Consider the following 22710-nt stretch of genomic DNA (forward strand, 5'->3'; position numbering starts at 1 on the left):
GGCGACGACCGACCGTTGCTCATGCTCCTCGACGGGCACTCGCTGGCCTATCGGGCGTTCTTCGCGCTGCCCGCGGAGAACTTCAAGACCGCGGGCGGGCAGACCACCAACGCCGTCTACGGCTTCACGTCGATGCTGATCAACCTGCTGCGCGACGAGGAGCCGACGCATATCGCCGCCGCCTTCGACGTGTCGCGGCAGACGTTCCGCTCGGAGCGGTACCCGGAGTACAAGGCGCAGCGCGACAAGTCTCCCGACGAGTTCCGCGGGCAGGTCGATCTCACCAAAGAAGTCCTCGGCGCCCTGTCCATCCCGGTGTTCGCGGTGGAGAACTACGAGGCGGACGACGTCATCGCGACGTTGACCACCCAGGCCCGCGCGAAGGACTACCGGGTCCTGGTCGTGACGGGTGACCGGGACGCGTTGCAGCTCGTCGACCCGGACACCACCGTCCTCTACCCGAAGCGCGGCGTCTCCGAATTGACCCGGTTCACACCGGAGGAGGTGGAGGCCAAATACGGCCTCACGCCGCAGCAGTACCCGGACTACGCGGCACTGCGCGGCGACCCGTCGGACAACCTGCCCGGCATCCCGGGCGTCGGAGAGAAGACCGCCGCGAAGTGGATCCGCGAATACGGCACATTGGCCGGCCTGGTCGACCACGTCGACGAGGTGCGCGGCAAAGTCGGTGACGCCCTGCGAACCCACCTCTCCTCGGTCCTGACGAATCGGGAGCTGACCGAGCTGGTGCGCGACGTCGACCTGCCGCTCGGCCCCGACGACCTCGCGCTGGCCGGCTGGGATCGCGAGCAGATCCACAAGTTGTTCGACGACCTCGAGTTCCGCGTGCTGCGCGACCGCCTCTTCTCCACCCTGTCCTCGCCGGAACCCGAGGCCGAATCCGGCTTCGACGTCGACGGGGAGGTCCTTGCGCCCGGCGGAGTACGCGCCTGGCTGGACGCGCACGCGCGCACCGGGCGCAGCGGCGTCATGGTCAGCGGTCCGCAGCGGGTCGTCGACTCCGACGTCGACGCCGTGGCGATCGCCGCCGCCGACGAGGCGTGCGCCTTCGTCGATCCGACGACGCTGACCCCCGACGACGAGGAGGCGCTCGGCGACTGGTTCGCCGACCCGTCCGCGGACAAGGCCCTCCACGAGGCGAAATGGGCCTTCCACGCGCTGCGCGGGCGCGGTTGGAAGCTGGCCGGGGTCAGCAGCGACACCGCGCTGGCCGCCTACCTCGCGCGGCCGGGGCAGCGGAGCTTCAACCTCGACGACCTCGCCGTGCGCTACCTGCGCCGCGAACTGCGCGTCGACACGACCGCGCCCGACGACGGCCAGCTCTCGCTGCTCGACGGCGACGACGAGAACGACGCGAAGCGCGCCGACGAACTGATGCTGTCCGCCCGCGCGGTCGCCGAACTCGCGACGGCCTTCGACGAGGAGTTGGAGCGCCTGTCTGTGCGTGACCTGCTCGCCGACGTGGAGCTGCCGCTGCTATTCGTCCTCGCCGACCTCGAGGCCACCGGTATCAGCGTCGACACCGACTACCTCTCGACCCTCGAGGAGGGGTTCGCCGAGCGGGTCCGCGCCGCCGCGGACGCCGCCTACGACGTGATCGGCGAGCAGGTGAACCTCGGCTCGCCCAAGCAGTTGCAGACCATCCTCTTCGACAAGCTCGAGATGCCGAAGACGAAGAAGACCAAGACCGGCTACACGACCGACGCCGACGCGCTGCAGAGCCTCTACGAGAAGACCGGACATCCCTTCCTCGAACACCTCCTGGACCACCGCGACGCCACGCGGCTGAAGGTCACCGTCGAGGGGTTGCTCAAGTCGGTGGCACCCGACGGCCGCATCCACACTACGTTCAACCAGACCGTCGCGGCCACCGGGCGACTCTCGTCGACCGACCCCAACCTGCAGAACATCCCGGTGCGCACCCCGGCCGGACGGCAGATCCGCAACGGGTTCATCGTCACCGAGGACATGGCAGGCGGCACCGACTTCGACTGCCTGATGACCGCCGACTACAGCCAGATCGAGATGCGGATCATGGCCCACCTGTCCGAGGACGAGGGGCTGATCGAGGCCTTCAACACCGGCGAGGACCTGCACAACTTCGTCGGGGCGCGCGCATTCGGCGTGCCGATCGACGGGGTGACAGCGGAGATGCGTCATCGGGTGAAGGCAATGTCGTACGGGTTGGCCTACGGGCTGTCCGCCTTCGGTCTGGCCGCGCAGCTGGGGATCTCCCGCGACGAGGCCAAGGAGCAGATGGAGGCGTACTTCGCGCGGTTCGGCGGGGTGCGCGACTACCTGCACAACGTCGTCGACGTGGCGAGGCGCAACGAGTACACGGCCACCGTGTACGGCCGGCGCCGCTACCTGCCCGACCTCAACAGCGACAACTGGCAGCGGCGTCAGGCCGCCGAGCGGATGGCTCTCAACGCCCCCATCCAGGGCAGCGCCGCCGACATCATCAAGGTCGCGATGATCAACGTGCACCGGCGCCTGGGTGCCGACGGGCTGCGCAGCCGCATGCTGCTGCAGGTCCACGACGAGCTGGTGCTCGAGGTGGCGCACGGGGAGCGGGAGGCCGTGGAGGCGCTGGTGCGCGAGGAGATGGGCGGGGCGATCAGCCTGTCGGTGCCGCTGGACGTGTCGATCGGCTACGGCCGCTCCTGGGACGACGCGGCGCACTGATGACCACCCGTCGAGTCGTCGGGATCGCCGCGGCGGCGGTGCTCATGTTCGTCGGCGGGTGTACCAACGACGAGTCTGCGCTGGACACCAAGCCGATCACCGTGCCGGTCTCGGTGCAACCGGACATCGCCGCACTCGTCCCGTCTTCGATCCGCGATGGCGGAGTGCTGATCGTCGGGACGAATGTGCCGTATCAGCCGAACGAGTTCAAGAACCGCAACGGCGAGATCATCGGCTACGACATCGACGTGACCCGCGCCCTGGCCCAGGTACTCGGCCTGCGGGTGCGCTTCGTCGAATCCGAGTTCGCCAAGATCATCCCGGCCATCCAGGCGGGCACCTTCCACATGGGGATCTCGGCGTTCACCGACACCGTCGAACGGCAGAAGCAAGTCGATTTCGTCGACTACTTCACCGCCGGCATCCGATGGGCGCGCCGCACCGGCACCGACATCACACCGGAAACCGCATGCGGCCACCGCGTCTCGGTGAAGGCGGCGACGGTGCAGTTCACCGAAGAGGTACCCGCGAAGTCGGCGGCCTGCGTCAAGCGCGGCGAGAAGCCGATCCGCATGGTGAAGTTCGAGAACCAGGACGCGACGGTCAACGCGGTGCTGCTGGGGCAGGCCGACGCGCTGTCGGCCGACTCCCCGGTCACCGAGTACGCGGTGAAGAAGACCGACGGGCAATTGGAGACGGTCGGGCCGACCTTCGACTCGGCGCCCTACGGAATGCCCGTCGCCAAGGGCTCGGCGCTGGGTCCCGCGCTGCGCGACGCCCTGCAGTACCTCATCGATCACGGCTACTACGGGAGGATCTCCCACCATTGGGGTGTCGCTGCTGGAATGATTCACACGTCGGTGATCAACGGCGCGAAGGAGTAGGACTGGTGGCGCACCCCGCCGAACAGGACGCCCAGATCGAAGCGGTGCCGCTGCGCCACCCCGGGCAGTGGCTGGCGGCCGCGGTCGTGCTGGTCCTCGCCGGGCTCTTCGTCTACGGCGCGGCCACCAACCCCGCATACCGTTGGTCCACGTACGCGGACTACCTCTTCGACACCCGGGTGTTGGCCGGCGTCGGCTACACGCTGGCGCTGACGGTGCTGGCAATGCTGATCGCGGTCGTGTTGGGAGTCGTGCTGGCGGTGATGCGCCTGACCGACAACCCGGTGCTGCGCTACTGCGCGTGGGTCTACCTGTGGATCTTCCGCGGTACACCGGTGTACGTGCAGCTGGTGTTCTGGGGGCTGTTCGGCTCGATCTACAAGCACATCGACCTCGGCATCCCCTTCGTCGCCGAGTTCGCGCACATCAACATCCAGACGCTCAACGCCGCCTTCTTCTTCGCGGTCATCGGGCTGGGCCTCAACGAGGCCGCCTACATGGCGGAGATCGTGCGCGCCGGGATCAACTCGGTCGGACCGGGGCAGACCGAGGCTTCCACCGCCCTGGGCATGTCGTGGGCGCAGACCATGCGACGGACCGTGCTGCCGCAGGCGATGCGCGTGATCATCCCGCCCACCGGCAACGAGCTGATCAGCATGCTCAAGACCACCAGCCTCGTGGCGGCCGTGCCGTTCAGCCTCGAGTTGTACGGCCGCACCACCGACATCTCCGGCGTCAACTTCCAGCCGATCCCCATGCTGCTGGTGGCGTCGACCTGGTATCTCGCGGTAACCAGCGTGCTGATGGTTGGGCAGCACTTCGTGGAGAAGCACTTCAGCAGGGGAGAGCGCTCATGACGCCGATGGTCTCGGCGCAGTCGGTGGGGAAGTCGTTTGGGTCGCTGCGCGTTCTCAACGGGGTATCGCTCGACGTCGCGCGCGGTGAGGTCGCCTGCGTCATCGGCCCGTCGGGATCGGGCAAGTCGACGTTTCTGCGGTGCGTCAACCACCTCGATCGGATCAACTCCGGGCGGCTCTACGTCGACGGGGAGCTGATGGGATACCGCGAGCGGGGCGACAAACTGTACGAGCTGAGCCCGAAACAGGCCGCCAAACAGCGCCGGGACATCGGCATGGTGTTCCAGCACTTCAACCTGTTCGGCCACCGGACCGCGCTGGAGAACGTGATCGAGGCGCCGATCCAGGTGAAGGGGAAGTCGCGCGACGAGGCGGTGGCGCAGGCGTACGAGCTCCTCGACCAGGTCGGGCTGGCCGATCGTGCCGATCACTATCCGGCCGAGCTGTCCGGTGGACAGCAGCAACGCGTCGCGATCGCCCGGGCACTGGCGATGGAGCCCAAGCTCATGTTGTTCGACGAGCCGACGTCGGCGCTGGACCCCGAACTCGTCGGCGACGTGCTCGCCGTGATGCGGGGTTTGGCCGACGCGGGAATGACGATGCTCGTCGTCACCCACGAGATGGGCTTCGCGCGGGAGGTCGCCGACCAGCTGATCTTCATGGACGCCGGCGTCGTGCTGGAGAGCGGCGATCCGCGGAAGATGCTGGCCGATCCGCGGCATGAGCGGACCCGTGCGTTCCTGGCGAAGCTGCTGTGAACGGGCAGTTGCGCGTCGGGGTGATCGACGGCGACGGCATCGGACCCGAGATCGTCCCGGTCGTCCGCGAGATCGCCGACGCGGCGGTGCGCGGAGCCGGGTTGACCGTCGAGTGGGTCCCACTGGCGATGGGGCTCTCGGCCATCGAATCCGACGGCGATCCGCTGCCCGCCGCGACGCTTGACGCACTCGACGGACTGGACTGCTGGATCCTGGGGCCGCACGACTCGGCCGGCTACCCGGATCGGTTCCGGGGCAGCCTCACTCCGGGTGCGGTGATCCGCAAGCGGTACGGGCTCTACGCCAACCTGCGGCCCGCCCGGGCCTATCCCGGCGTCGCGGCCGTCCGCCCCGACATCGATCTGCTGATCGCACGGGAGAACAGCGAGGGGCTCTACGCCGACCGCAACATGGCGCTCGGCTCCGGCGAATTCATGCCGACGCCCGACGTCGCACTCGCCGTCGGCGTGATCACCCGGGCCGCCTCGCAGCGCATCGCGCGGGTCGCGTTCGAGCATGCCCGCCGTCGGCGCAACCACGTCACCGTCGTACACAAGGCCAACGTCCTCACCATGACCACCGGACTGTTCCGCGACGCCTGCCTGGCGGTGGCGCGCGACTACCCCGAGGTGACCGTCGACGAGCAGCACGTCGACGCCATGGCTGCATTGCTGGTGCGCCGTCCCGGCGACTTCGACGTCATCGTCACCGAGAACCTCTTCGGCGACATCCTGTCCGACCTCACCGCGGAGCTGGCCGGATCACTCGGCCTCGCGGCCTCCATCAACGCCTCCGACGAGAAGGCCATGGCCCAGGCGGGGCATGGCGCCGCACCGGATATCGCCGGGCAGGACAGGGCCAATCCGGTGGCACTCGTCGAATCGACGGCGATGCTGCTCGACTGGTGGTCGGTCCGCGGACACGACGATCGGGGTGCCGCGGCCGCCTCGGCGATCCGGGCCGCCCTGTCGGAGACGTTGGCGGCGGGGGAGGCCACCGCCGACCTCGGCGGCAGCATGGGAACCGCGGAGTTCGGCGCCGCCGTGCTGGGCCGCATCAGCGGCCAGCGGATCACCGGATAGGTCCGCCGCGACCGACTATTCGGCCGCGTCGAGGCGCTGCGCGACGTCGGCGGGAAAGCCGCCGGTGGCGATCGGTCCCCAGCGGGTGGGAGTGATGCGGATCAGCGACTTGTTCTGCAGACGCATCGCGGCGCGGTACTCCTCCCAGTCCGAGTGCTCGCCAGCGATGCACCGGAAGTAGTCGACCAGTCCGTCCTCGGAGTCGGGCATGTCGAGGACCTCGGCGGTCCCGTCGACCTGCACCCACGCGCCGTTGAAACCGTCGGACAGGACGCACACGCTGACCCGCGGGTCGCGCTTGGCATTGGCCGTCTTGGCGCGGCCCGGGTAGGTCGCGACGACGATGCGCCCCTGCTCGTCGACCCCGGCCATGACCGGTGAGATCTGCGGCGCCCCGTCGGCGCGGCGTGTCGCGAGGATCATGTTGTGGCGGGGCCGGACGAACGCCAGAAGGGTGTCGCGGTCGACGACGGACTCGGTTGCGATTGTGCGGGCCATGATTGCGAAGCTACTCCCGTCGGGAATGGGGTTATGGGCCGGTCGTGGTCACGCGAAACGGATGATGCTGGCGATCCCGGCGATGAGGCAGTACGCCACGAACGGGTAGAGCGTGCGGGTGTGGAAGAACTTGGCGAGGAACGCCGTCGAGGCCAGGGCGGCGACGAACGCGCAGACCGCCCCGACGACGACCTGCCCGCCCATGCCGTGGGCGTCGGGGCCGAAGAGTTCGGGGATCTTGAGGGCGCCGGCCGCCAGGATCACGGGCGTGGCCAGCATGAACGCGAACTTCGCAGCGCGCTCGTGGTCGAGCCCGGCGACGATTCCCGCGGAGATGGTTACGCCGGAACGGGAGATGCCGGGAAACAGGGCGAGGATCTGCGACGCACCCACGGCCGTTCCCCGCGGTAGGCCCAACTCGGTGATGTCGGAGCCGTCGTCGCCGGCATGGCGATGCCGACCCGCGGGCGCCGACTGGGAGCGGCGCTTCAACAATTCGGCGCCCAGCAGGATCCCGCCGTTGACGGTGAGGAAGACGGCGGCGGCCAGGGGACTGGCGAACAAGGTGCGCAGCGGCTTCTCCGCGACGAGTCCGACGATGCCGACCGGGATGGTCCCGACGATCAGCAGCCAGGCCATCTTGGCGTCGGCCCCGGTGATCCGACGATGGCGGATCGAGTCGACGAACCCGGAGACGACCGCCACCCAGTCGCGCCAGTAGTAGGCGATGAGCGCGACCGCCGTCGCGACGTGCAGCGCGACGACGAAGGCCATGAACGGGGTGTGACCGCGTTGGGCGGACTGGGTCACCAGGTCTTTCCAACTGCCGCCGAGCCAGGCGGGGACCAACAGCGAGTGTCCGAGACTCGACACCGGGAACAACTCGGTCACGCCCTGCAGCAATCCCATCACCACCGACTGCTCGTACGTCAGCCCCGTCATCGTCCGCTCCGTCCCGTTGACACGAGCGGCGACGGTACCGGTCCCCGCTGTGTGCCAGCTGTGCGGCGGTCGGCGCCCCGTGGCTATTCGGGCTTGCGGCAGCAGAAGATGGCGGTGCCGGGGAAGAAGGCGCCGCGCAACGGCGACCACTGCCCCCATTCCTGATCGAAATCCTCGGGCCACTCGGGTTCCACCACGTCGTCGAGGACCAGACCGGCCGCACGGATCTCGCGCACCCGGTCGCCCATCGTGCGGTGGTGCTCGACGTACGAGATCTCGCCGTCCTCATCGCGCTCGACGTACGGCGTCCGGTTGAAATACGGGATCGCGACGGTGAGCCCGGCGGGCCCCGGATCGTCGGGGAACATCCAGCGCATCGGGTGGTTGACGGCGAACACCCAGCGCCCGCCCGGTCGCAGGACTCGTGCCGCCTCGGCCATCACCCGCGCCGAGTCGGAGACGAACGGGACCGCGCCGAACGCCGAGCAGACCAGGTCGAAGGATTCGTCGGCGAAGGGCAGGTGTTCGGCGGTGGCCTGCACCAGTGGCACGGGCCGGTCGTCGTCGGTCATCGCCGCGACGCCGCGGCCCAGCATCCCGCGAGAGAGGTCGACTCCGACGGGGTGGGCGCCGTGGGCGGCCAGCCAGCGCGAACAGGGCGCCGAGCCGCAGCCGATCTCGAGGACGGTGCGCCCCTCGACGTCGCCGAGCAGACCGATGTCGGCCTCGTGCAGGTTCTCCGGACACCACACGAAGTCGCCGCCGCGCCGGTCGACGCCCAGGTAGGCGCCGTGTTCGTCGTGGTAGGCCTGCGCGTCGGAGTCCCACCAGGAGCGGCTGGCGCGGTCGCTGGCGGTCGAGTCGACCGGTCCGAGCTGGTGTGGCCCCATCAGCACGCCCGTCCCGGGAGCACCGTCTCGGTCTTGGCCTCGCCGTCCCAGAGACGGATACCGGTGACGACCGCGGGACGGTCGGCCGCCGTGGACAGGATCTCGAGGGCGGGCCCCAGCCGGTCGACGGAGAGCCGCCGTGCGACCGTCACATGAGGTGACCACCCGCCCGGCCTCGAATGGTCGAATGCGCCGTCGACGTGATCGGCGGCCAACCGCACGACGGTGGACTGGATCCCGAGCAACTCGGCGGAGGGGACGACCGAACGGGCGACCACGTATCCGCGGTCGGCGCCGTCGGGGGAGAAGACGATCGGGGCGCCCAGGAGCACGGTGATCGGCAGGCGCTGCGCGGCCGGGGCGAGCGCGGTCAACGCCGCCGGGGAGATCGTCGGCGCGGCGACGAGGGTCACGTGCGGGCGCTGATCGCGGTGCGGGTTGCGCAACCCGGCATCGGCAAGCGCGTTCATCTCGGCGATCACCGTCGCATCGGTGTCGTCGTCGAAGACCAACTCGAGAGAATGGACCACGCTTCTCTCCTCGGGGAGTGGGCGCCGGCGGCGCATTTGTGCAGGATAGGGGGCCTAGCGTAATGTTGGACGCGCGTGTGACCAGGGCTCGCAGAGCTTGCCGTGCTCACATTGTTGACCAGCGCATTCCGTGCTGGATGACCGCAAACCACAACCTGTACCTACTAGATACCTGTCCGGAGCAACCCAACACATGTCGTCCCCCACTATCTCCTCGCCGCAAGTAGCCGTCAACGACATCGGCTCGGCCGAGGATTTTCTCGCCGCCATCGATTCCACGATCAAGTACTTCAACGATGGCGACATCGTTGAAGGGACGATCGTCAAGGTTGACCGCGACGAGGTCCTGCTTGACATCGGTTACAAGACCGAAGGCGTCATCCCGTCCCGCGAGCTTTCCATCAAGCACGACGTCGACCCCAGCGAGGTCGTCAACGTCGGCGACGAGGTCGAAGCCCTGGTCCTCACCAAGGAGGACAAGGAAGGCCGCCTCATCCTGTCCAAGAAGCGCGCCCAGTACGAGCGCGCCTGGGGCACCATCGAGGAGCTCAAGGAGAAGGACGAGGCCGTCAAGGGCACCGTCATCGAGGTCGTCAAGGGCGGCCTGATCCTCGACATCGGCCTGCGCGGCTTCCTGCCCGCGTCGCTCGTCGAGATGCGTCGCGTCCGCGACCTCCAGCCGTACATCGGCAAGGAGATCGAGGCCAAGATCATCGAGCTCGACAAGAACCGCAACAACGTGGTGCTCTCGCGCCGCGCCTGGCTGGAGCAGACCCAGTCCGAGGTTCGCAGCGAGTTCCTGCACCAGCTCCAGAAGGGCCAGGTCCGCAAGGGCGTCGTGTCCTCGATCGTCAACTTCGGCGCCTTCGTCGATCTCGGCGGCGTCGACGGCCTGGTGCACGTCTCCGAGCTGTCGTGGAAGCACATCGACCACCCGAACGAGGTCGTCACCGTGGGCGACGAGGTCACCGTCGAGGTCCTCGACGTCGATCTCGACCGCGAGCGCGTTTCGCTGTCGCTCAAGGCCACCCAGGAAGACCCGTGGCGTCAGTTCGCCCGCACCCACGCGATCGGTCAGATCGTGCCGGGCAAGGTCACCAAGCTGGTGCCGTTCGGCGCGTTCGTCCGCGTCGAGGAGGGCATCGAGGGCCTGGTGCACATCTCCGAGCTGGCCGAGCGCCACGTCGAGGTCCCGGATCAGGTTGTCGCCGTCAACGACGATGCGCTGGTCAAGGTCATCGACATCGACCTCGAGCGTCGTCGTATCTCGCTGAGCCTCAAGCAGGCCAACGAGGACTACACCGAGGAGTTCGACCCCTCGAAGTACGGCATGGCCGACAGCTACGACGAGCAGGGCAACTACATCTTCCCCGAGGGCTTCGACGCTGACACCAACGAGTGGCTCGAGGGCTACGAGGAGCAGCAGAAGGCCTGGGAGGCGCGTTACGCAGAGGCGGAGCGTCGTCACAAGATGCACACCACCCAGATGGAGAAGTTCGCGAAGGCGGCCGCCGAGGCGGAGAACGCCCCGAGCGACTACTCCTCCTCGTCCTCCGACGAGGGCAAGGGCGGCTCGGACGAGCCCGCCTCCTCCGGTGGTTCGCTGGCCAGCGACGAGCAGCTCGCCGCACTGCGCGAGAAGCTCGCCGGCAACGCCTGAGCATTCATCGAATAACAACGACTCCCCGGCCCGGAATGGGTCGGGGAGTCGTTGTCTGTACCGGGCCGATACCGACACATCGGACACCCAGGTAAGCGAAACCTATCGTCGTAAAGGCTTGCCGAAGTTGTCTTAGTGCAGGCAATCATTGCTGGTAGAGGGCGTTTTTCCCGCCTACTATTACATCCTATGAAGATGACAGCAGACCTTGAGAAGGCGTTTATCAAGCAGATCATCAAAGAGTACGAATCGGCGATGCTCTACCGGCAGCTGGCCATCGAACTCGAGCTGATGAACCTGCCCGGCATCTCCCGATGGCTCAAGACGCAGTCCGTCGAGGAGTTCACCCATGCTGACAAGCTGATCAAGCACCTCACCGACCGCGACAACCATCCGGTCATCGGCGACATCAAGACGCCCAAGGTGAAGGTCACCAGCGTCACCGAGACCTTCGACGTGGCGCTGGAGGCCGAACGCGGCGTCTCGGCGTCCATCCGCGAGCTGTACGACGCGGCCGACAAGGCCCGCGACATCGATTCGCGCTCCCTGCTCGACTGGTTCGTCAACGAGCAGATCGAGGAAGAGGCGACCGTCAGCGAGATCCTCGGACGCGCACGCATCGTCAACGAGGACGGCTCGGGGATCCTGCGTCTCGACGCGGAACTCGGCGCCAGCGCCTGACGGCGAACGCCACCACGACCTGGCCCTCAGGACAACGGCCCGTCGCACCTCCAGCCGGAGGGCGGCGGGTCGTCGCGTTTCGGCGACTAGGATCGGTCCCATGACCGGGAAGGCGCTGATCATCGTCGACGTCCAATACGACTTCTGCGAGGGCGGCTCGCTGGCCGTGCCCGGCGGCCTCGCCGTCGCCGATCGACTTGCCGGAGCACTGCGCGATCCGGGGTTCCTCGCCCGGTACGACCTCGTCGTGACGACACAGGATTGGCATATCGATCCCGGCGAGCACTTCGCGCGCGACGGGCAGGAACCCGATTTCGCGGTCTCGTGGCCGGTCCACTGCGAGGCGGGCAAACCCGGCGCGGCCATCGTCGCGGTATTGGCCCGGGCCGTGTCCGGTGTCGACCTTCCGGTCGTCACGGTGTTCAAGGGCCAATACGAGGCCGCCTACTCGGGCTTCGAAGGGGCGACGAGCGACGGGGAACTCCTCGTCGACGTATTGCGGAGCCGGGGGATCACCGCGGTCGACGTCGTCGGCCTCGCGACGGATTTCTGCGTGAAGCAGACCGCGCTCGACGCGGCTCGCGCCGGATTCCAGACCACCGTCCTCGAGGAGTACAGCGCCGGGATCGATGCGGCGGCCGTTCGCGAGCTACGCGATACCGGGTTCGCGGCGGCGGGTGTCGCCGTCGTCTGAGGCGGGGATCGGCCCTACGGGTCGACGAAGAAGTCGTATTCGAGCGGTTCCGTTCCGCCGTAGACGGTCAGGTCCGCGACGCCGGCCTCGCGGACCAGGTCCGCGTCGATGAAGCACCGTCCGGTCACGTCGACCGGTTTGGCGGCGAGGACCGCGGCCGCGTCGCCCATGATCTCCGGTATCCGCGAGTGGTCGACCGCCTCGTCGCCGCCGAGGAGGTTCTTCACCGCCGCGGTGGCGATCGTCGTCTCCGGCCACAAGCAGTTCGCGGCGATTCCGCGATCGGCCCATTCTGCCGCGAAGCCCATTGTGAGCAGTGACATCCCGTACTTGGAGAGCATGTAGGCGGGAAATCTTCCGAGCCAGTGCGGCTCCAGGTTGATCGGCGGCGAGAGGGTGATCACCCGCGCGTGGTCGGAGGTGGTCAGATGCGGCAGGCAGGCCTTCGTCAGTGAGAACGTGCCGCGCGAGTTGATCTGCTGGATGAGGTCGTAGCGCTTCATCTCCAAATCGGCGGTCGGCGTCGGCGCCAGCGCGCTCGCGTTGTTCACGACGATGTCGATTCCGCCGAATTCGTCGACGGCGGTCGCCACCAGGTGTGCCACGTCCTCGTCCTTGCGCAGGTCGCCGACGACGCCGGTGGCCTGCGCGCCGGTCTGCCGGATGGCCTCGACGGCAGTGTGGATGGTTCCCTCCAGCCGCGGGTCGGGGGTGTCGGTCTTGGCCAACATGACGATGTTGGCACCGCGCTCGGCGAGCGCGAGGGCAATGGCAAGCCCGATGCCGCGGCTGCCGCCCGACATCACGACGGTGCGTCCGTCGAAGGTTCCCGGGCCGGGGTCGGTGATCAGTTGGTCCGCCATGAGCTCCTCATTTCAGTTAATCCGTATTAACTGTAACCCGGCCGACTTGGTTTGGCCAGGGAATCGTCGGATGGATCGCATGTGCGGGACACGCCGCACACTCTGATGCCGCGTTTGCCACACTGGTGGGCGTGATCCGAGTGGGACTGACTGGTGGGATGGGCGCGGGTAAGTCGACGGTGGCCGCGACCTTCGTCGAGCGAGGTGCGTACCTGATCGACGCGGACAAGATCGCGCGCGAGGTGGTGGCTGCCGGGACGCCGGGGCTGGCCGCCCTGGTGGAAGCGTTCGGCGACGACATCCTCGACCCCGCTGGGGAGCTGAACCGGCCCGGGCTGGCCGCGAAGGCATTCGTCGACGACGAGTCGCGCGCGACGTTGAACCGCATCACCCACCCGCTGATCGGCGCGCGCACCACCGAGTTGCTCGACGCCGCGCCCGGCGATGCGATCGTCGTGCAAGACACGCCGCTGCTCGTGGAGGGGCACATGGCGCCCTTCTTCCACTCCGTCATCGTGGTCGATGCCGACGTCGAGATGCGGGTGCATCGCCTGGTCAACTCGCGCGGACTCGACGAGGCCGACGCGCGGGCCCGCATCGCCGCCCAGGCCACCGAGGAACAGCGCCGCGCGGTGGCCGATGCGTGGCTGGTCAACCACGGGACACACGACGACTTGGCGCAGCAGGCGACGGACCTGTGGACCCAGCGCCTCGTGCCCTACGAGCTCAACGTCCGCCGCGGGATCGTCGCCGAGCCGGTCGCCGAACTCGTCGCCGCCGATCCCGATCCGGCTGTGCTGGGCACTCGACTGACCAACCGGCTGTGGGCGCTGGCGGGGGAGCGGGCGACGGCGGTCGAGGTGATCGGGGCGGCCACCGGCATCCGCGCGGTGACCGCGTTGCAGATCACCGCGCGCGACGAGGCGGCGGCTACGGAACTGCCGGACCTCCTGCGCGCCGGCGGCTTTCCGGCCGACGGCGACGGCGCGTACGCCTCGGCCGACCCGGGGCGTCCGGCGCGGGTCACCGTCGTCGCATAGCAGCGGCTACGGGCGGTCCGACCAGGTCAAGTGCGTGCCGACGGCCTCGTCGAGCCACGCCTGGACGTCGTCGCCGTGGCGCGCCGCGCCGGTGAGCGCATGGGTGGCGGCCTCCACCGCGCGTTGGCACTCGTCGGTGGTGAGGAAACCCGCGCCGTGGGCGTCGAACAGCTCGTCGACGTCGATGAGTCGCAGCGGCTCGCCCGTGACGTCGACCAGGTCCAGATACCAGTCGACGGCATACCAGCGGCCGTCGGAATCGGGGCCGGAGAACTCGCCGACGTCGATGTAGAGCCGTTGCCCCGGGCGGTATTCGGGGTCGCGGAAATGGAAGATGTTGGCGCGCAGCCCGAGCCGGGGCAGCAGCCAGGTCTCCAGTCGGTGGAAGTGTGGGTGGTCGGCGAACCGATCCATGTAGAGGCCGTGGGCGGTCTCTCGATAGGTCTCGACCGCGCGCACGAACCCCTTGTTGTCGGTGTTGGTCATCGCCGGGACGTCGAACACCTCGCGTTTGGCGGGATGGGCGGTTGCGGTCATGGTCCCAAGCTAGCCGTCGGCTCTGACTTTGCGGGCCGCAAGTGTCAGAGGTCGCGCCTATCCTGTGAAACATGGCTTTCCCAGCAGAGAAACCGGTCCTCGCGCATTCCGAGTTCCGTCCGATCGGTGAGGTCGAGCGGGCGGACGGCCGGTTCGAGGTGGTCAGCGAATACGAGCCGGCCGGAGACCAGCCCACCGCGATCGACGATCTGGAACGGCGGATCACGGAGGGGGAGCGCGACATCGTCCTGCTGGGTGCCACGGGTACGGGCAAGTCGGCGACGACGGCGTGGCTGATCGAACGCGTGCAGCGCCCGACGCTGGTCATGGCGCCGAACAAGACGTTGGCCGCGCAGCTGGCCAACGAACTGCGCGAGATGCTGCCGAACAACGCCGTCGAGTATTTCGTTTCGTACTACGACTACTACCAACCCGAGGCGTATATCGCGCAGACCGACACCTACATCGAGAAGGACAGCTCGATCAATGACGACGTGGAACGCCTGCGGCATTCGGCGACGTCGAGTCTGCTCTCGCGGCGTGACGTCGTCGTCGTCGCCTCCGTGTCCTGCATCTACGGCCTGGGCACCCCGCAGTCCTACCTGGACCGGTCGGTGGAGATGGCGGTCGGCGACGAGATCGACCGCGATGCCCTGCTGCGGCTCCTCGTCGACGTGCAGTACACCCGCAACGACATGTCGTTCACCCGCGGCAGCTTCCGAGTGCGCGGCGACACGGTCGAGATCATCCCGTCCTACGAGGAATTGGCCATCCGCATCGAATTCTTCGGCGACGAGGTCGAGGCGCTCTACTATCTGCACCCGCTGACCGGCGACGTCGTCCGACAGGTCGACACCGTGCGGATCTTCCCGGCGACCCACTACGTCGCCGGGCCCGAGCGGATGGAACGGGCGATGAAGGGCATCGAGGCGGAGTTGGAGGAGCGCCTCGCGGAGTTGGAAAGCAAGGGCAAGCTGCTGGAGGCGCAGCGGCTGCGGATGCGCACCAGCTATGACCTGGAGATGATGCGGCAGGTCGGGTTCTGCTCCGGGATCGAGAACTACTCCCGCCACATCGACGGACGCGGGGCGGGTTCGGCGCCGGCGACGCTGATCGACTACTTCCCGGATGACTTCCTGCTGGTCATCGACGAATCGCATGTCACGGTGCCGCAGATCGGCGGCATGTACGAAGGCGACATGTCGAGGAAGCGCAATCTCGTTGACTACGGCTTCCGGCTTCCGTCGGCCGTCGACAACCGACCGTTGACCTGGGACGAGTTCGTGGACCGAATCGGCCAGACGGTTTACCTCTCGGCGACTCCCGGGCCATACGAGCTGGGGCAGAGCAACGGTGAATTCGTCGAGCAGGTGATCCGTCCGACGGGCCTGTTGGACCCGAAGGTGGTCGTGAAACCGACCAAGGGACAGATCGACGACCTGGTCCACGAGATCCGGGAGCGCACCGAACGCGACGAACGCGTCTTGGTGACGACGCTGACCAAGAAGATGGCCGAAGACCTCACCGACTATCTGTTGGAGATGGGCATCCGGGTCCGCTACCTGCACTCCGAGGTCGACACCCTGCGGCGGGTGGAGCTGCTGCGCCAACTGCGGTTGGGGGAGTTCGACGTCCTCGTCGGCATCAACCTGCTGCGCGAGGGCTTGGACCTCCCGGAGGTGTCGCTGGTCGCGATCCTGGATGCGGACAAAGAGGGATTCCTGCGCAGCACCACGTCGTTGATCCAGACGATCGGCCGCGCCGCGCGCAACGTGTCCGGCGAGGTCCACATGTACGCAGACAAGATCACCGACTCCATGCAGAACGCGATCGAGGAGACCGATCGGCGCAGGCAGAAGCAGATTGCGTACAACGAGGCGGCCGGAATCGACCCGCAGCCGCTGCGCAAGAAGATCGCCGACATCCTCGACCAGGTGTACAGCGAGGCGGATGACGAGGTGACCGTCGGCGGATCGGGCCGCAACGCGACTCGCGGTCGCCGTGCGCAGGGCGACAACCCGAAGGGATCGACGAGCGCCGGGGTCATCGAGCGCCGCGATGTGTCGGCGATGCCGCGTGCCGAACTGGCCGATCTGATCGGGCAGCTCACCGATCAGATGATGTCGGCGGCGCGTGATCTACAGTTCGAGTTGGCGGGCCGCCTGCGCGACGAGATCGCGGATCTGAAGAAGGAGTTGCGCGGGATGGATGCGGCGGGAATCTCATAAAGCGCGGATGTGTGCTGTTTGCAACTGTGCCGAGCATTACGATTGTCCCGCAGGTGGTCCGGGCAGCAACTAGCCTTGGTGCGGAGTAATCGATGCTTCGCGATGAATGCGAATCTGGAGGGATTAGATCAATGTCTGCATACAACACCGTGGTGGTCGGCACCGACGGCTCCGAGTCGTCCATGAAGGCGGTGGAGCGTGCCGGTGCGATCGCGGGGGACTCGACGACGCTGGTGATCGCCTGCGCGTACTTCCCGAACGAGGGTCGTGACGTGAACGCGATGTCCGACGTCCTCAAGGACGAGGCCTACCAGGTCCACGGCTCCGCACCGACCGAGGAGATCCTCCGCACCGCCAAGGAGCGGGCCACCGCCGCCGGGGCCAAGCTCGTCCAGCAGCGCCCCGTCAAGGGCGCCCCGGTCGATGCGCTGCTCCAGCTGGTCGTCGACGTGAAGGCCGATCTGCTGGTCGTCGGCAACAAGGGTCTCAACACCCTGTCCGGCCGCCTGCTCGGCTCGGTGCCCGCCGACGCCGCGCGCAAGGCCGATGTGGACGTCCTCATCGTCCACACGACGTAGCGAGGGCTTTCTAGCTTTCTTGCCACCCGGGTAGGTCCGCCAACTCGGGTGGCAAGTCGCTTTCGGACACGACGACGAGGCGTTGCGTCGCGCGGGTGAGGGCGACGTACAGGTCGTTCCATCCGCGATCGGATTCCGCGATGATCGCGGCCGGCTCCACGACGACGGTGTTGTCGAACTCCAGCCCCTTGCAGCCGGTGACCGTGTGCACCGCGATATCCGGGTGCTCGGCCAGCGCGTCGACGGCGAAGTCGAGATCGTCGTCGGCGACGATGATCCCGGTCAGCCCCGGCCACTGCGCGTCGATCGCCAGCTTGATCGCGTCGAGGGTCGCGCGACCGAAGCCGGCGCGGATCGCCGTCGGCTCGATCCCGTTCGCCCGCAGCGACGTCGGCGGTGTCAGACTCGGGTCGATGCGTTCCAGGATGCGGGCGGCGTAGACCATGATCTCGGCCGGCGTCCGGTAGTTGACCGTGAGTTCGTGCAGTTGCCACCGTTTGGCGACATAGGGCTCGAACACATCCGACCAGGACGTCGAGCCGGCCGGGTTCGACGTCTGGGCCGTGTCGCCGATGACGGTCATCCAGCGGTTCGGGATCCGGCGCATCACCATCCGCCACGCCATCGCGGAGAGTTCCTGTGCCTCGTCGACGATCACATGACCAAAGGTCCACGACCGATCGGCGTGCGCGCGTTCCGCCGTCGTCCGGTATTCGGTCACCGTCTGGCGCTGCGCGAGTTGTTCGGCGTCGATGAGGTCGTAGGCCATGAGGATTTCGGGATCGATCTCGTCCTCGAGGTCTTGCGGGGCGGAGCCGGTCAGGATGTCGAGGGCATCCTGCGCCTCGGCGAGCTTCGCGCGCCACTGCGCCTTCTGCGCCGCCCGGTCGTCGTCGGTGCCGGCGCCGATCAGCTCGGCGATCTCGTCGAGCAGCGGGACGTCGCCGACGGTCAGCGGATCGTTCGGGGTGCGCTCCAATGCGGCCCGGTCTTCGTCGGACCAGCCGCGGGTGGCCGACGCGATCGCTCGCGGGGACGTCAACAGGTCGGTCAAGACCCGGACCGGCTCGAGTCGCGGCCAGAAGGCGAGGACTTCGCGGACGAGATCGTCGTCGGCGCGCATCTCGTCGCGGATGTCGGCGATCTCCGCACCCGAGAGCATCTGCGTCCCGTCGAGTAACGACGACCCGATGCGGCTGGCGTGCGCGGAGGCCAGGCCGTAGAGGGCGGCGCGGAGGAACTCCCGTTGTGCCTGGTTGTGGGCGCGCCGAGTGTTGCGCGCTTTCGTGCGGGCGCGCTTGATCAGCTCCGAGTCGATGCTCAGCGGATAGCCGTCGAACTCGACGGTGATGGGTTTGCGCGGCAGTGACTGGTAGGAGCGCACGTGGCTCTTGAGAACCGGCAGGATATCGAGTGATCCCTTGAGGACGGCGGCGTCGGGACGGTCGAGGGCTTCGGTCTCGATGCCGGGCAGCAGGTTCCCGACGGTGCTGAGCAGGACGCCGGTCTCGCCGAGCGACGGCAGCACCTGCGAGATGTAGCGCAGGAACTCCGGGTTCGGGCCGAGGATGAGGACGCCGCTGCGCGCCAGCAGGTCACGGTGGGTGTAGAGCAGGTACGCCGCGCGATGCAGGGCGACGGCCGTCTTGCCGGTGCCCGGACCGCCCTGCACAACGGTGACGCCGCGGTGCGACGAGCGGATGATCAGGTCCTGCTCGCGCTGGATGGTCTCGACGATGTCCACCATCTCGCCGGTGCGCGCGGCGTTGAGGGCGCTGACCAGCGCTGCCTCGTTGACGACGTCGCCTCGGGTCACCACGGCTCCGCCGTCTTCGGATTGGTCCACCGCCCGACCGTCGAGCACCTCGTCGGACACCGTTCGCACCTGGCGGTTGTTCGTCCGGATGTGGCGACGGACGCTCACCCCGTCCGGATCGGCCGGGGTGGCCAAGTAGAACGGGCGGGACAGGGGAGCGCGCCAGTCGAGCAGCAGCGTGGTGTCCTGGGCGTCGTCGTCGAGGACCCCGATGCGTCCGATGCGCCGCGTCTCCGGCTGTCCGTCGCGGCCCTCGTCGGCACCGTCTCCATCCCGGTGGACATCGAGCCGGCCGAAGTAGAGGTTGTGCTCGGCGGCGTCGAGTTTCGCCAGGTCGTCGACGTAGAGGCGCTCGTAGGACTCCCGCTCGGACTGGGCCTGCGGGGTGCCGCCGCTCTCGGCGAGGGTTTCGGACAGACGGCGGTTCGTGGTGCTCCGCATCCGGTCGATACGACCGTAGACGGCGTCGAGATGACGTTGCTCGTCGACTATGCGCGGGTCGGGACTCACAGTTGATCCAGTGTACGCGGACCGAGGGGTGGTCGCCGTATGTCCAACGTGAGTTTAATGACAATGGTTATTATCTAGGTATGAGCAATGGCGGACGCTTGAACGGGCCGACGAACTCCGTGCTGGATGCGGTCGCGCGCCAGCTGTCGCGACCCCATGGGCTGATCGGCCGCAGCGTGGTGGCGCGAATGCTCGACCGTGGCAACGGGGCCATGATCCGTTCCGCAGTCGACGCGTTGCGCGTCGCGCCGGGGCAGGCGGTTGCCGACGTCGGGTTCGGCGGGGGTGCTGGGCTCGAGGCCCTGCTCGCGGCAGTCGGTCCGGACGGGCGCGTCATCGGCTGCGATGCGTCGCCCGACATGCTCGGTCGCGCTGAATCCCGATTCGCCGGTCCGCTACGCGATGGTCGGCTGTCGCTCACCGCGGACATCGCCGACCTTGCCGACGCGCAGCTGGACGCGCTGATGTGCGTGAACACGATCTACTTCGTCGACGACCTCACCGCATTCCTCCGCGCCGCCGCGCAAGCCATCCGCGGCGACGGGCGGATGGTCATCGGTATCGGCCGGCCGGAGATGATGCGCAAGATGCCCTTCACTCGGTCGCGTTTTACGATCCGCGAGGTCGACGAGATCGTTCAGTCGGCGACCGAGGCAGGTTTCGTCGCAGGGGAGAAGCTTTCCGACAGCGGTGGTAAGTCGGCCTACGACATCCTCGGTTTCAGTCGAATCTGACCGGTCGGTGACGGCCTCCCCTCGTCGCACGGGCACCGGTCCCGTCCTCGCGGGATGACCGCAAACCTGAACTGATCTGGACGCTATTCCGACTTTCTTATATAAACTCGAAATAATAGTCGGTCTAGTTCGGGTTGGAGGGGGCGCATGGACGACGACGAGCCGTCTGGCGCAGTCAGCTGGCCGGCCCACGCCAGTCGGGTTGTGCCGTGGCGGCAGCAGTTCCGGGCAGGCGTGCGAGCCGATCGTGTCCTGACCGAGGTGGAGGTCAGCCTCCCGCCGATGATTGCCACCTTGGATGTACAGGTGCCCTCTGATCTGGCCGCCGACATGGAGGAGGCGCTGCGCGAAATCACGGCGTTGGACGCCGGGTACGCCGATGATCTCGGCGCGCTGGGGACCATGCTGCTGCGCACCGAGTGCGTCGCATCGTCGCGGATCGAGGAGATCGATGCTCGGGTCGATGACTACGCACGGGCGCTGCACGGCGTACGCGCGAACTCGTCGGCAACATCGATGGTGTCTGCGACCGCCGCCACCGACGTATTGCTCACCACGGTGAGCCAGACCCGCGCCATCACGCTGGACGACCTGCTGGCCGCCCATCGCGAACTCATGCGCGACGAGGTTCTCGAGCGGGACTACGCCGGCCGCCTACGGGACATGCATAACTGGATCGGTGGCAGCGATCATTCGCCGCGCGACGCGCTCTACGTCCCGCCGCCACCGGACACCGTCGCTGACTACATGCGGGACCTGATTCGCTATGTCAATCGCGACGACCTTCCGGTGCTCGCCCAGGTCGCGATAGCCCACGCACAGTTCGAGTCCGTCCATCCGTTCACAGATGGCAACGGCCGCATCGGTCGGGCACTGATCAACAGTATTCTGCGCCGACGAGGCGTGACCAGCACCGTCGTCGTGCCACTGGCATCGGCGCTGGTGGCACATCGGGACCGCTACTTCGACGATCTCGAGTCCTATCGCGAGGGAAATCCTGCACCGCTGATGCGCTCCTTCGCAGCGGGATCACGTATCGCCGCCGTCGAGTCGCGGCGTACCGCTGCACTCCTCTCCGCAATTCCCGATCACTGGCACCACCTTCTCGGACCCATGCGCAGCCACAGCGCTGCTGCGAAGATCACGGCCTCGCTGATTGCGGCTCCGATATTCACCGCCGAGGAGGTGGCCCAGCGTCTCGGGTTGAAGCCGACAAGCACCTATGCGGCCATCGAACGACTGCACGACGCCGATGTCATCCGTCCGTTGACGAGTCGAAAGCGAGACCAGGTTTGGGGTGCCGGTCTGGTTCTAGACGAACTCGAAGCCCTCGGCGCGCGTATCAAGAAGGCAGCGACCTGACTGTTAGCCGGTACTCACCAGCCCCGCGCACGCCACTCGTCGAGCTTCGGACGTTCCGCGCCGAGCGTCGTGTCGCTGCCGTGGCCCGGGTAGACGGCGGTGTCGTCGGGATAGGCGTCGAACAGTTTCGTCGTCACACCGTCGAGCAACCGCTCGAAGTCGCCCGGCTGCCAGGTCTTGCCGACGCCGCCGGGGAAGAGGCAGTCGCCGGTGAACAGCTGCACGGAGATCGGTCCGGCGGCGTCGTCGCTGGGATCGTGCAGGGCCAGCGCGATCGACCCCTCGGTGTGGCCGACGAGGTGAATCGCACGAAGGACGAGATTTCCGACGGTGATCTCGTCGCCGTCATCGAGCAATTTGTCGGGCGTGATGGGAAGCTCCTTCGCGTCGGCGCGGCCGGCCGTCGTCGGCACGCCGGTGGCCTTGGTCACTTCCGCGAGCGCCTGCCAGTGGTCGAAGTGCCCGTGCGTCGTGAGGACGCCGCGCAAAGTGCCGGGTAGCTCCCGGAGCAGCGCGAGAATGGCCGGCGCGTCGTTGGCGGCATCGATCAGCAACTGGTCACCGGTCTCGGTGCAGGTGAGCACGTAGGTGTTGTTGTCCATCGGGCCGACCGACATCTTGACGATCGTCGCGTGGGCCGTGGTGCGTCGCATCGGATGGTGCGGACCGGCGACGGTGCCGGTGTAATCGTCGTCGACGGGGCTGATGTCGGTCATGGCTCCCACGGTAGCCGCGAACAGGCCCGATTTGGTTCCGGCGCATAGACTGGACTCCGAATGTCAGACGTCGCCGGTATATGTGGACGCGACTGTATTGACGGGCGTCGGACGGGCGGCGCCGCACCAACCGTGAGGAAGAAT

The 22710-nt window shown here is 67.5% G+C and carries 21 protein-coding genes; 13 read left to right on the top strand and 8 right to left on the bottom strand.

The features are described 5' to 3' along the window. Window positions 1-21: 21 nt before the first annotated feature. Genes polA through HUN08_RS07840 form a run of 5 tightly spaced genes read left to right on the top strand, consistent with a single transcriptional unit; the run spans window position 22 to window position 6287 of the window. On the top strand, window positions 22-2706 hold the full coding sequence (gene polA, locus HUN08_RS07820; protein ID WP_124248258.1) for a DNA polymerase I: 2685 nt from the start codon (window positions 22-24) through the stop codon (window positions 2704-2706). Continuing rightward, window positions 2706-3590, top strand: coding sequence for an ABC transporter substrate-binding protein (locus tag HUN08_RS07825; protein ID WP_124248217.1), 885 nt, complete (start codon window positions 2706-2708; stop codon window positions 3588-3590). Before polA ends, HUN08_RS07825 begins: the two co-directional genes overlap by 1 nt. Window positions 3591-3595: 5 nt before the next feature. Further along, window positions 3596-4447: an amino acid ABC transporter permease gene (locus HUN08_RS07830; RefSeq protein ID WP_301546942.1), complete on the top strand. Its 852-nt coding sequence runs from the start codon at window positions 3596-3598 to the stop codon at window positions 4445-4447. Then, entirely contained in the window at window positions 4444-5205 is a 762-nt protein-coding gene (locus HUN08_RS07835; protein WP_124248218.1) for an amino acid ABC transporter ATP-binding protein, read from the top strand. The genes HUN08_RS07830 and HUN08_RS07835 overlap by 4 nt, the downstream gene beginning before the upstream one ends. Further along, complete coding sequence (locus HUN08_RS07840; RefSeq protein WP_124248219.1) at window positions 5202-6287, top strand: isocitrate/isopropylmalate dehydrogenase family protein; 1086 nt, start codon at window positions 5202-5204, stop codon at window positions 6285-6287. Before HUN08_RS07835 ends, HUN08_RS07840 begins: the two co-directional genes overlap by 4 nt. A 15-nt stretch (window positions 6288-6302) precedes the next feature. On the opposite strand, the gene HUN08_RS07845 is transcribed toward HUN08_RS07840, so the two are convergent. From HUN08_RS07845 to HUN08_RS07860, 4 genes are all read right to left on the bottom strand, one after another. After that, entirely contained in the window at window positions 6303-6785 is a 483-nt protein-coding gene (locus HUN08_RS07845; RefSeq protein ID WP_124248220.1) for a PPOX class F420-dependent oxidoreductase, read from the bottom strand. Window positions 6786-6833: 48 nt separating this feature from the next. Then, window positions 6834-7727 carry an undecaprenyl-diphosphate phosphatase gene (locus tag HUN08_RS07850; protein WP_124248221.1) on the bottom strand — a complete coding sequence of 298 codons (894 nt, stop codon included), beginning with the start codon at window positions 7725-7727 and terminating at the stop codon, window positions 6834-6836. 83 nt (window positions 7728-7810) lie between these two features. Then, on the bottom strand, window positions 7811-8617 hold the full coding sequence (locus HUN08_RS07855; protein WP_124248222.1) for a class I SAM-dependent methyltransferase: 807 nt from the start codon (window positions 8615-8617) through the stop codon (window positions 7811-7813). Further along, window positions 8617-9147, bottom strand: coding sequence for a 2'-5' RNA ligase family protein (locus HUN08_RS07860; protein WP_124248223.1), 531 nt, complete (start codon window positions 9145-9147; stop codon window positions 8617-8619). The genes HUN08_RS07855 and HUN08_RS07860 overlap by 1 nt, the downstream gene beginning before the upstream one ends. A gap of 193 nt (window positions 9148-9340) precedes the next feature. Here HUN08_RS07860 and rpsA point away from each other — a divergent pair, with 193 nt between their 5' ends. The 3 genes from rpsA to HUN08_RS07875 all read left to right on the top strand — a co-directional run bounded on the left by rpsA (window position 9341) and on the right by HUN08_RS07875 (window position 12182). Beyond that, a complete protein-coding gene (gene rpsA, locus HUN08_RS07865) occupies window positions 9341-10807 on the top strand; it encodes a 30S ribosomal protein S1 (protein ID WP_124248224.1) in 1467 nt (488 codons plus the stop codon). Between the two features lie 189 nt (window positions 10808-10996). Beyond that, window positions 10997-11488 carry a ferritin gene (locus HUN08_RS07870; protein WP_124248225.1) on the top strand — a complete coding sequence of 164 codons (492 nt, stop codon included), beginning with the start codon at window positions 10997-10999 and terminating at the stop codon, window positions 11486-11488. Window positions 11489-11588: 100 nt separating this feature from the next. After that, window positions 11589-12182 (top strand): isochorismatase family protein, encoded by a 594-nt coding sequence (locus HUN08_RS07875; protein ID WP_124248226.1) that lies wholly within the window; start codon window positions 11589-11591, stop codon window positions 12180-12182. 14 nt (window positions 12183-12196) lie between these two features. Here the strand turns inward: HUN08_RS07875 and HUN08_RS07880 are convergent, their stop codons facing one another. Continuing rightward, complete coding sequence (locus HUN08_RS07880) at window positions 12197-13045, bottom strand: NAD(P)-dependent oxidoreductase (RefSeq protein WP_124248227.1); 849 nt, start codon at window positions 13043-13045, stop codon at window positions 12197-12199. Between the two features lie 131 nt (window positions 13046-13176). On the opposite strand from HUN08_RS07880, the gene coaE reads away from it, so the two are divergent. Then, on the top strand, window positions 13177-14085 hold the full coding sequence (coaE, locus tag HUN08_RS07885) for a dephospho-CoA kinase (RefSeq protein WP_124248228.1): 909 nt from the start codon (window positions 13177-13179) through the stop codon (window positions 14083-14085). A gap of 6 nt (window positions 14086-14091) precedes the next feature. Here the strand turns inward: coaE and HUN08_RS07890 are convergent, their stop codons facing one another. After that, entirely contained in the window at window positions 14092-14622 is a 531-nt protein-coding gene (locus HUN08_RS07890; protein WP_124248229.1) for a DUF402 domain-containing protein, read from the bottom strand. Window positions 14623-14693: 71 nt separating this feature from the next. Here HUN08_RS07890 and uvrB point away from each other — a divergent pair, with 71 nt between their 5' ends. Both uvrB and HUN08_RS07900 read left to right on the top strand, forming a co-directional pair. Then, window positions 14694-16850 (top strand): excinuclease ABC subunit UvrB, encoded by a 2157-nt coding sequence (uvrB, locus tag HUN08_RS07895; RefSeq protein WP_124248230.1) that lies wholly within the window; start codon window positions 14694-14696, stop codon window positions 16848-16850. Window positions 16851-16981: 131 nt separating this feature from the next. Continuing rightward, entirely contained in the window at window positions 16982-17428 is a 447-nt protein-coding gene (locus HUN08_RS07900) for a universal stress protein (RefSeq protein ID WP_124248231.1), read from the top strand. Window positions 17429-17438: 10 nt separating this feature from the next. Here HUN08_RS07900 and HUN08_RS07905 read toward each other — a convergent pair whose 3' ends face one another. Next, complete coding sequence (locus tag HUN08_RS07905) at window positions 17439-19754, bottom strand: ATP-binding domain-containing protein (protein WP_124248232.1); 2316 nt, start codon at window positions 19752-19754, stop codon at window positions 17439-17441. An 80-nt stretch (window positions 19755-19834) separates the two neighbouring features. Between HUN08_RS07905 and HUN08_RS07910 the strand changes: the two genes are divergently transcribed. After that, window positions 19835-20488, top strand: coding sequence for a class I SAM-dependent methyltransferase (locus tag HUN08_RS07910; RefSeq protein WP_124248233.1), 654 nt, complete (start codon window positions 19835-19837; stop codon window positions 20486-20488). A gap of 147 nt (window positions 20489-20635) precedes the next feature. Continuing rightward, window positions 20636-21850 (top strand): Fic family protein, encoded by a 1215-nt coding sequence (locus tag HUN08_RS07915; RefSeq protein ID WP_124248234.1) that lies wholly within the window; start codon window positions 20636-20638, stop codon window positions 21848-21850. A 14-nt stretch (window positions 21851-21864) separates the two neighbouring features. On the opposite strand, the gene HUN08_RS07920 is transcribed toward HUN08_RS07915, so the two are convergent. Next, a complete protein-coding gene (locus tag HUN08_RS07920) occupies window positions 21865-22566 on the bottom strand; it encodes an MBL fold metallo-hydrolase (protein WP_124248235.1) in 702 nt (233 codons plus the stop codon). Window positions 22567-22710: the final 144 nt, after the last annotated feature.

Source organism: Gordonia sp. X0973, assembly GCF_013348785.1.
Taxonomy (GTDB): domain Bacteria; phylum Actinomycetota; class Actinomycetes; order Mycobacteriales; family Mycobacteriaceae; genus Gordonia.

Coding starts and splice junctions, on each gene's coding strand:
- polA (WP_124248258.1), top strand. CDS start 22: ATGCTCCTCGACGGGCACTCGCTGGCCTATCGGGCGTTCTTCGCGCTG.
- HUN08_RS07825 (WP_124248217.1), top strand. CDS start 2,706: ATGACCACCCGTCGAGTCGTCGGGATCGCCGCGGCGGCGGTGCTCATG.
- HUN08_RS07835 (WP_124248218.1), top strand. CDS start 4,444: ATGACGCCGATGGTCTCGGCGCAGTCGGTGGGGAAGTCGTTTGGGTCG.
- HUN08_RS07845 (WP_124248220.1), bottom strand. CDS start 6,785: ATGGCCCGCACAATCGCAACCGAGTCCGTCGTCGACCGCGACACCCTT.
- HUN08_RS07850 (WP_124248221.1), bottom strand. CDS start 7,727: ATGACGGGGCTGACGTACGAGCAGTCGGTGGTGATGGGATTGCTGCAG.
- HUN08_RS07855 (WP_124248222.1), bottom strand. CDS start 8,617: ATGGGGCCACACCAGCTCGGACCGGTCGACTCGACCGCCAGCGACCGC.
- rpsA (WP_124248224.1), top strand. CDS start 9,341: ATGTCGTCCCCCACTATCTCCTCGCCGCAAGTAGCCGTCAACGACATC.
- HUN08_RS07870 (WP_124248225.1), top strand. CDS start 10,997: ATGAAGATGACAGCAGACCTTGAGAAGGCGTTTATCAAGCAGATCATC.
- HUN08_RS07875 (WP_124248226.1), top strand. CDS start 11,589: ATGACCGGGAAGGCGCTGATCATCGTCGACGTCCAATACGACTTCTGC.
- HUN08_RS07880 (WP_124248227.1), bottom strand. CDS start 13,045: ATGGCGGACCAACTGATCACCGACCCCGGCCCGGGAACCTTCGACGGA.
- HUN08_RS07890 (WP_124248229.1), bottom strand. CDS start 14,622: ATGACCGCAACCGCCCATCCCGCCAAACGCGAGGTGTTCGACGTCCCG.
- uvrB (WP_124248230.1), top strand. CDS start 14,694: ATGGCTTTCCCAGCAGAGAAACCGGTCCTCGCGCATTCCGAGTTCCGT.
- HUN08_RS07900 (WP_124248231.1), top strand. CDS start 16,982: ATGTCTGCATACAACACCGTGGTGGTCGGCACCGACGGCTCCGAGTCG.
- HUN08_RS07910 (WP_124248233.1), top strand. CDS start 19,835: ATGAGCAATGGCGGACGCTTGAACGGGCCGACGAACTCCGTGCTGGAT.
- HUN08_RS07915 (WP_124248234.1), top strand. CDS start 20,636: ATGGACGACGACGAGCCGTCTGGCGCAGTCAGCTGGCCGGCCCACGCC.
- HUN08_RS07920 (WP_124248235.1), bottom strand. CDS start 22,566: ATGACCGACATCAGCCCCGTCGACGACGATTACACCGGCACCGTCGCC.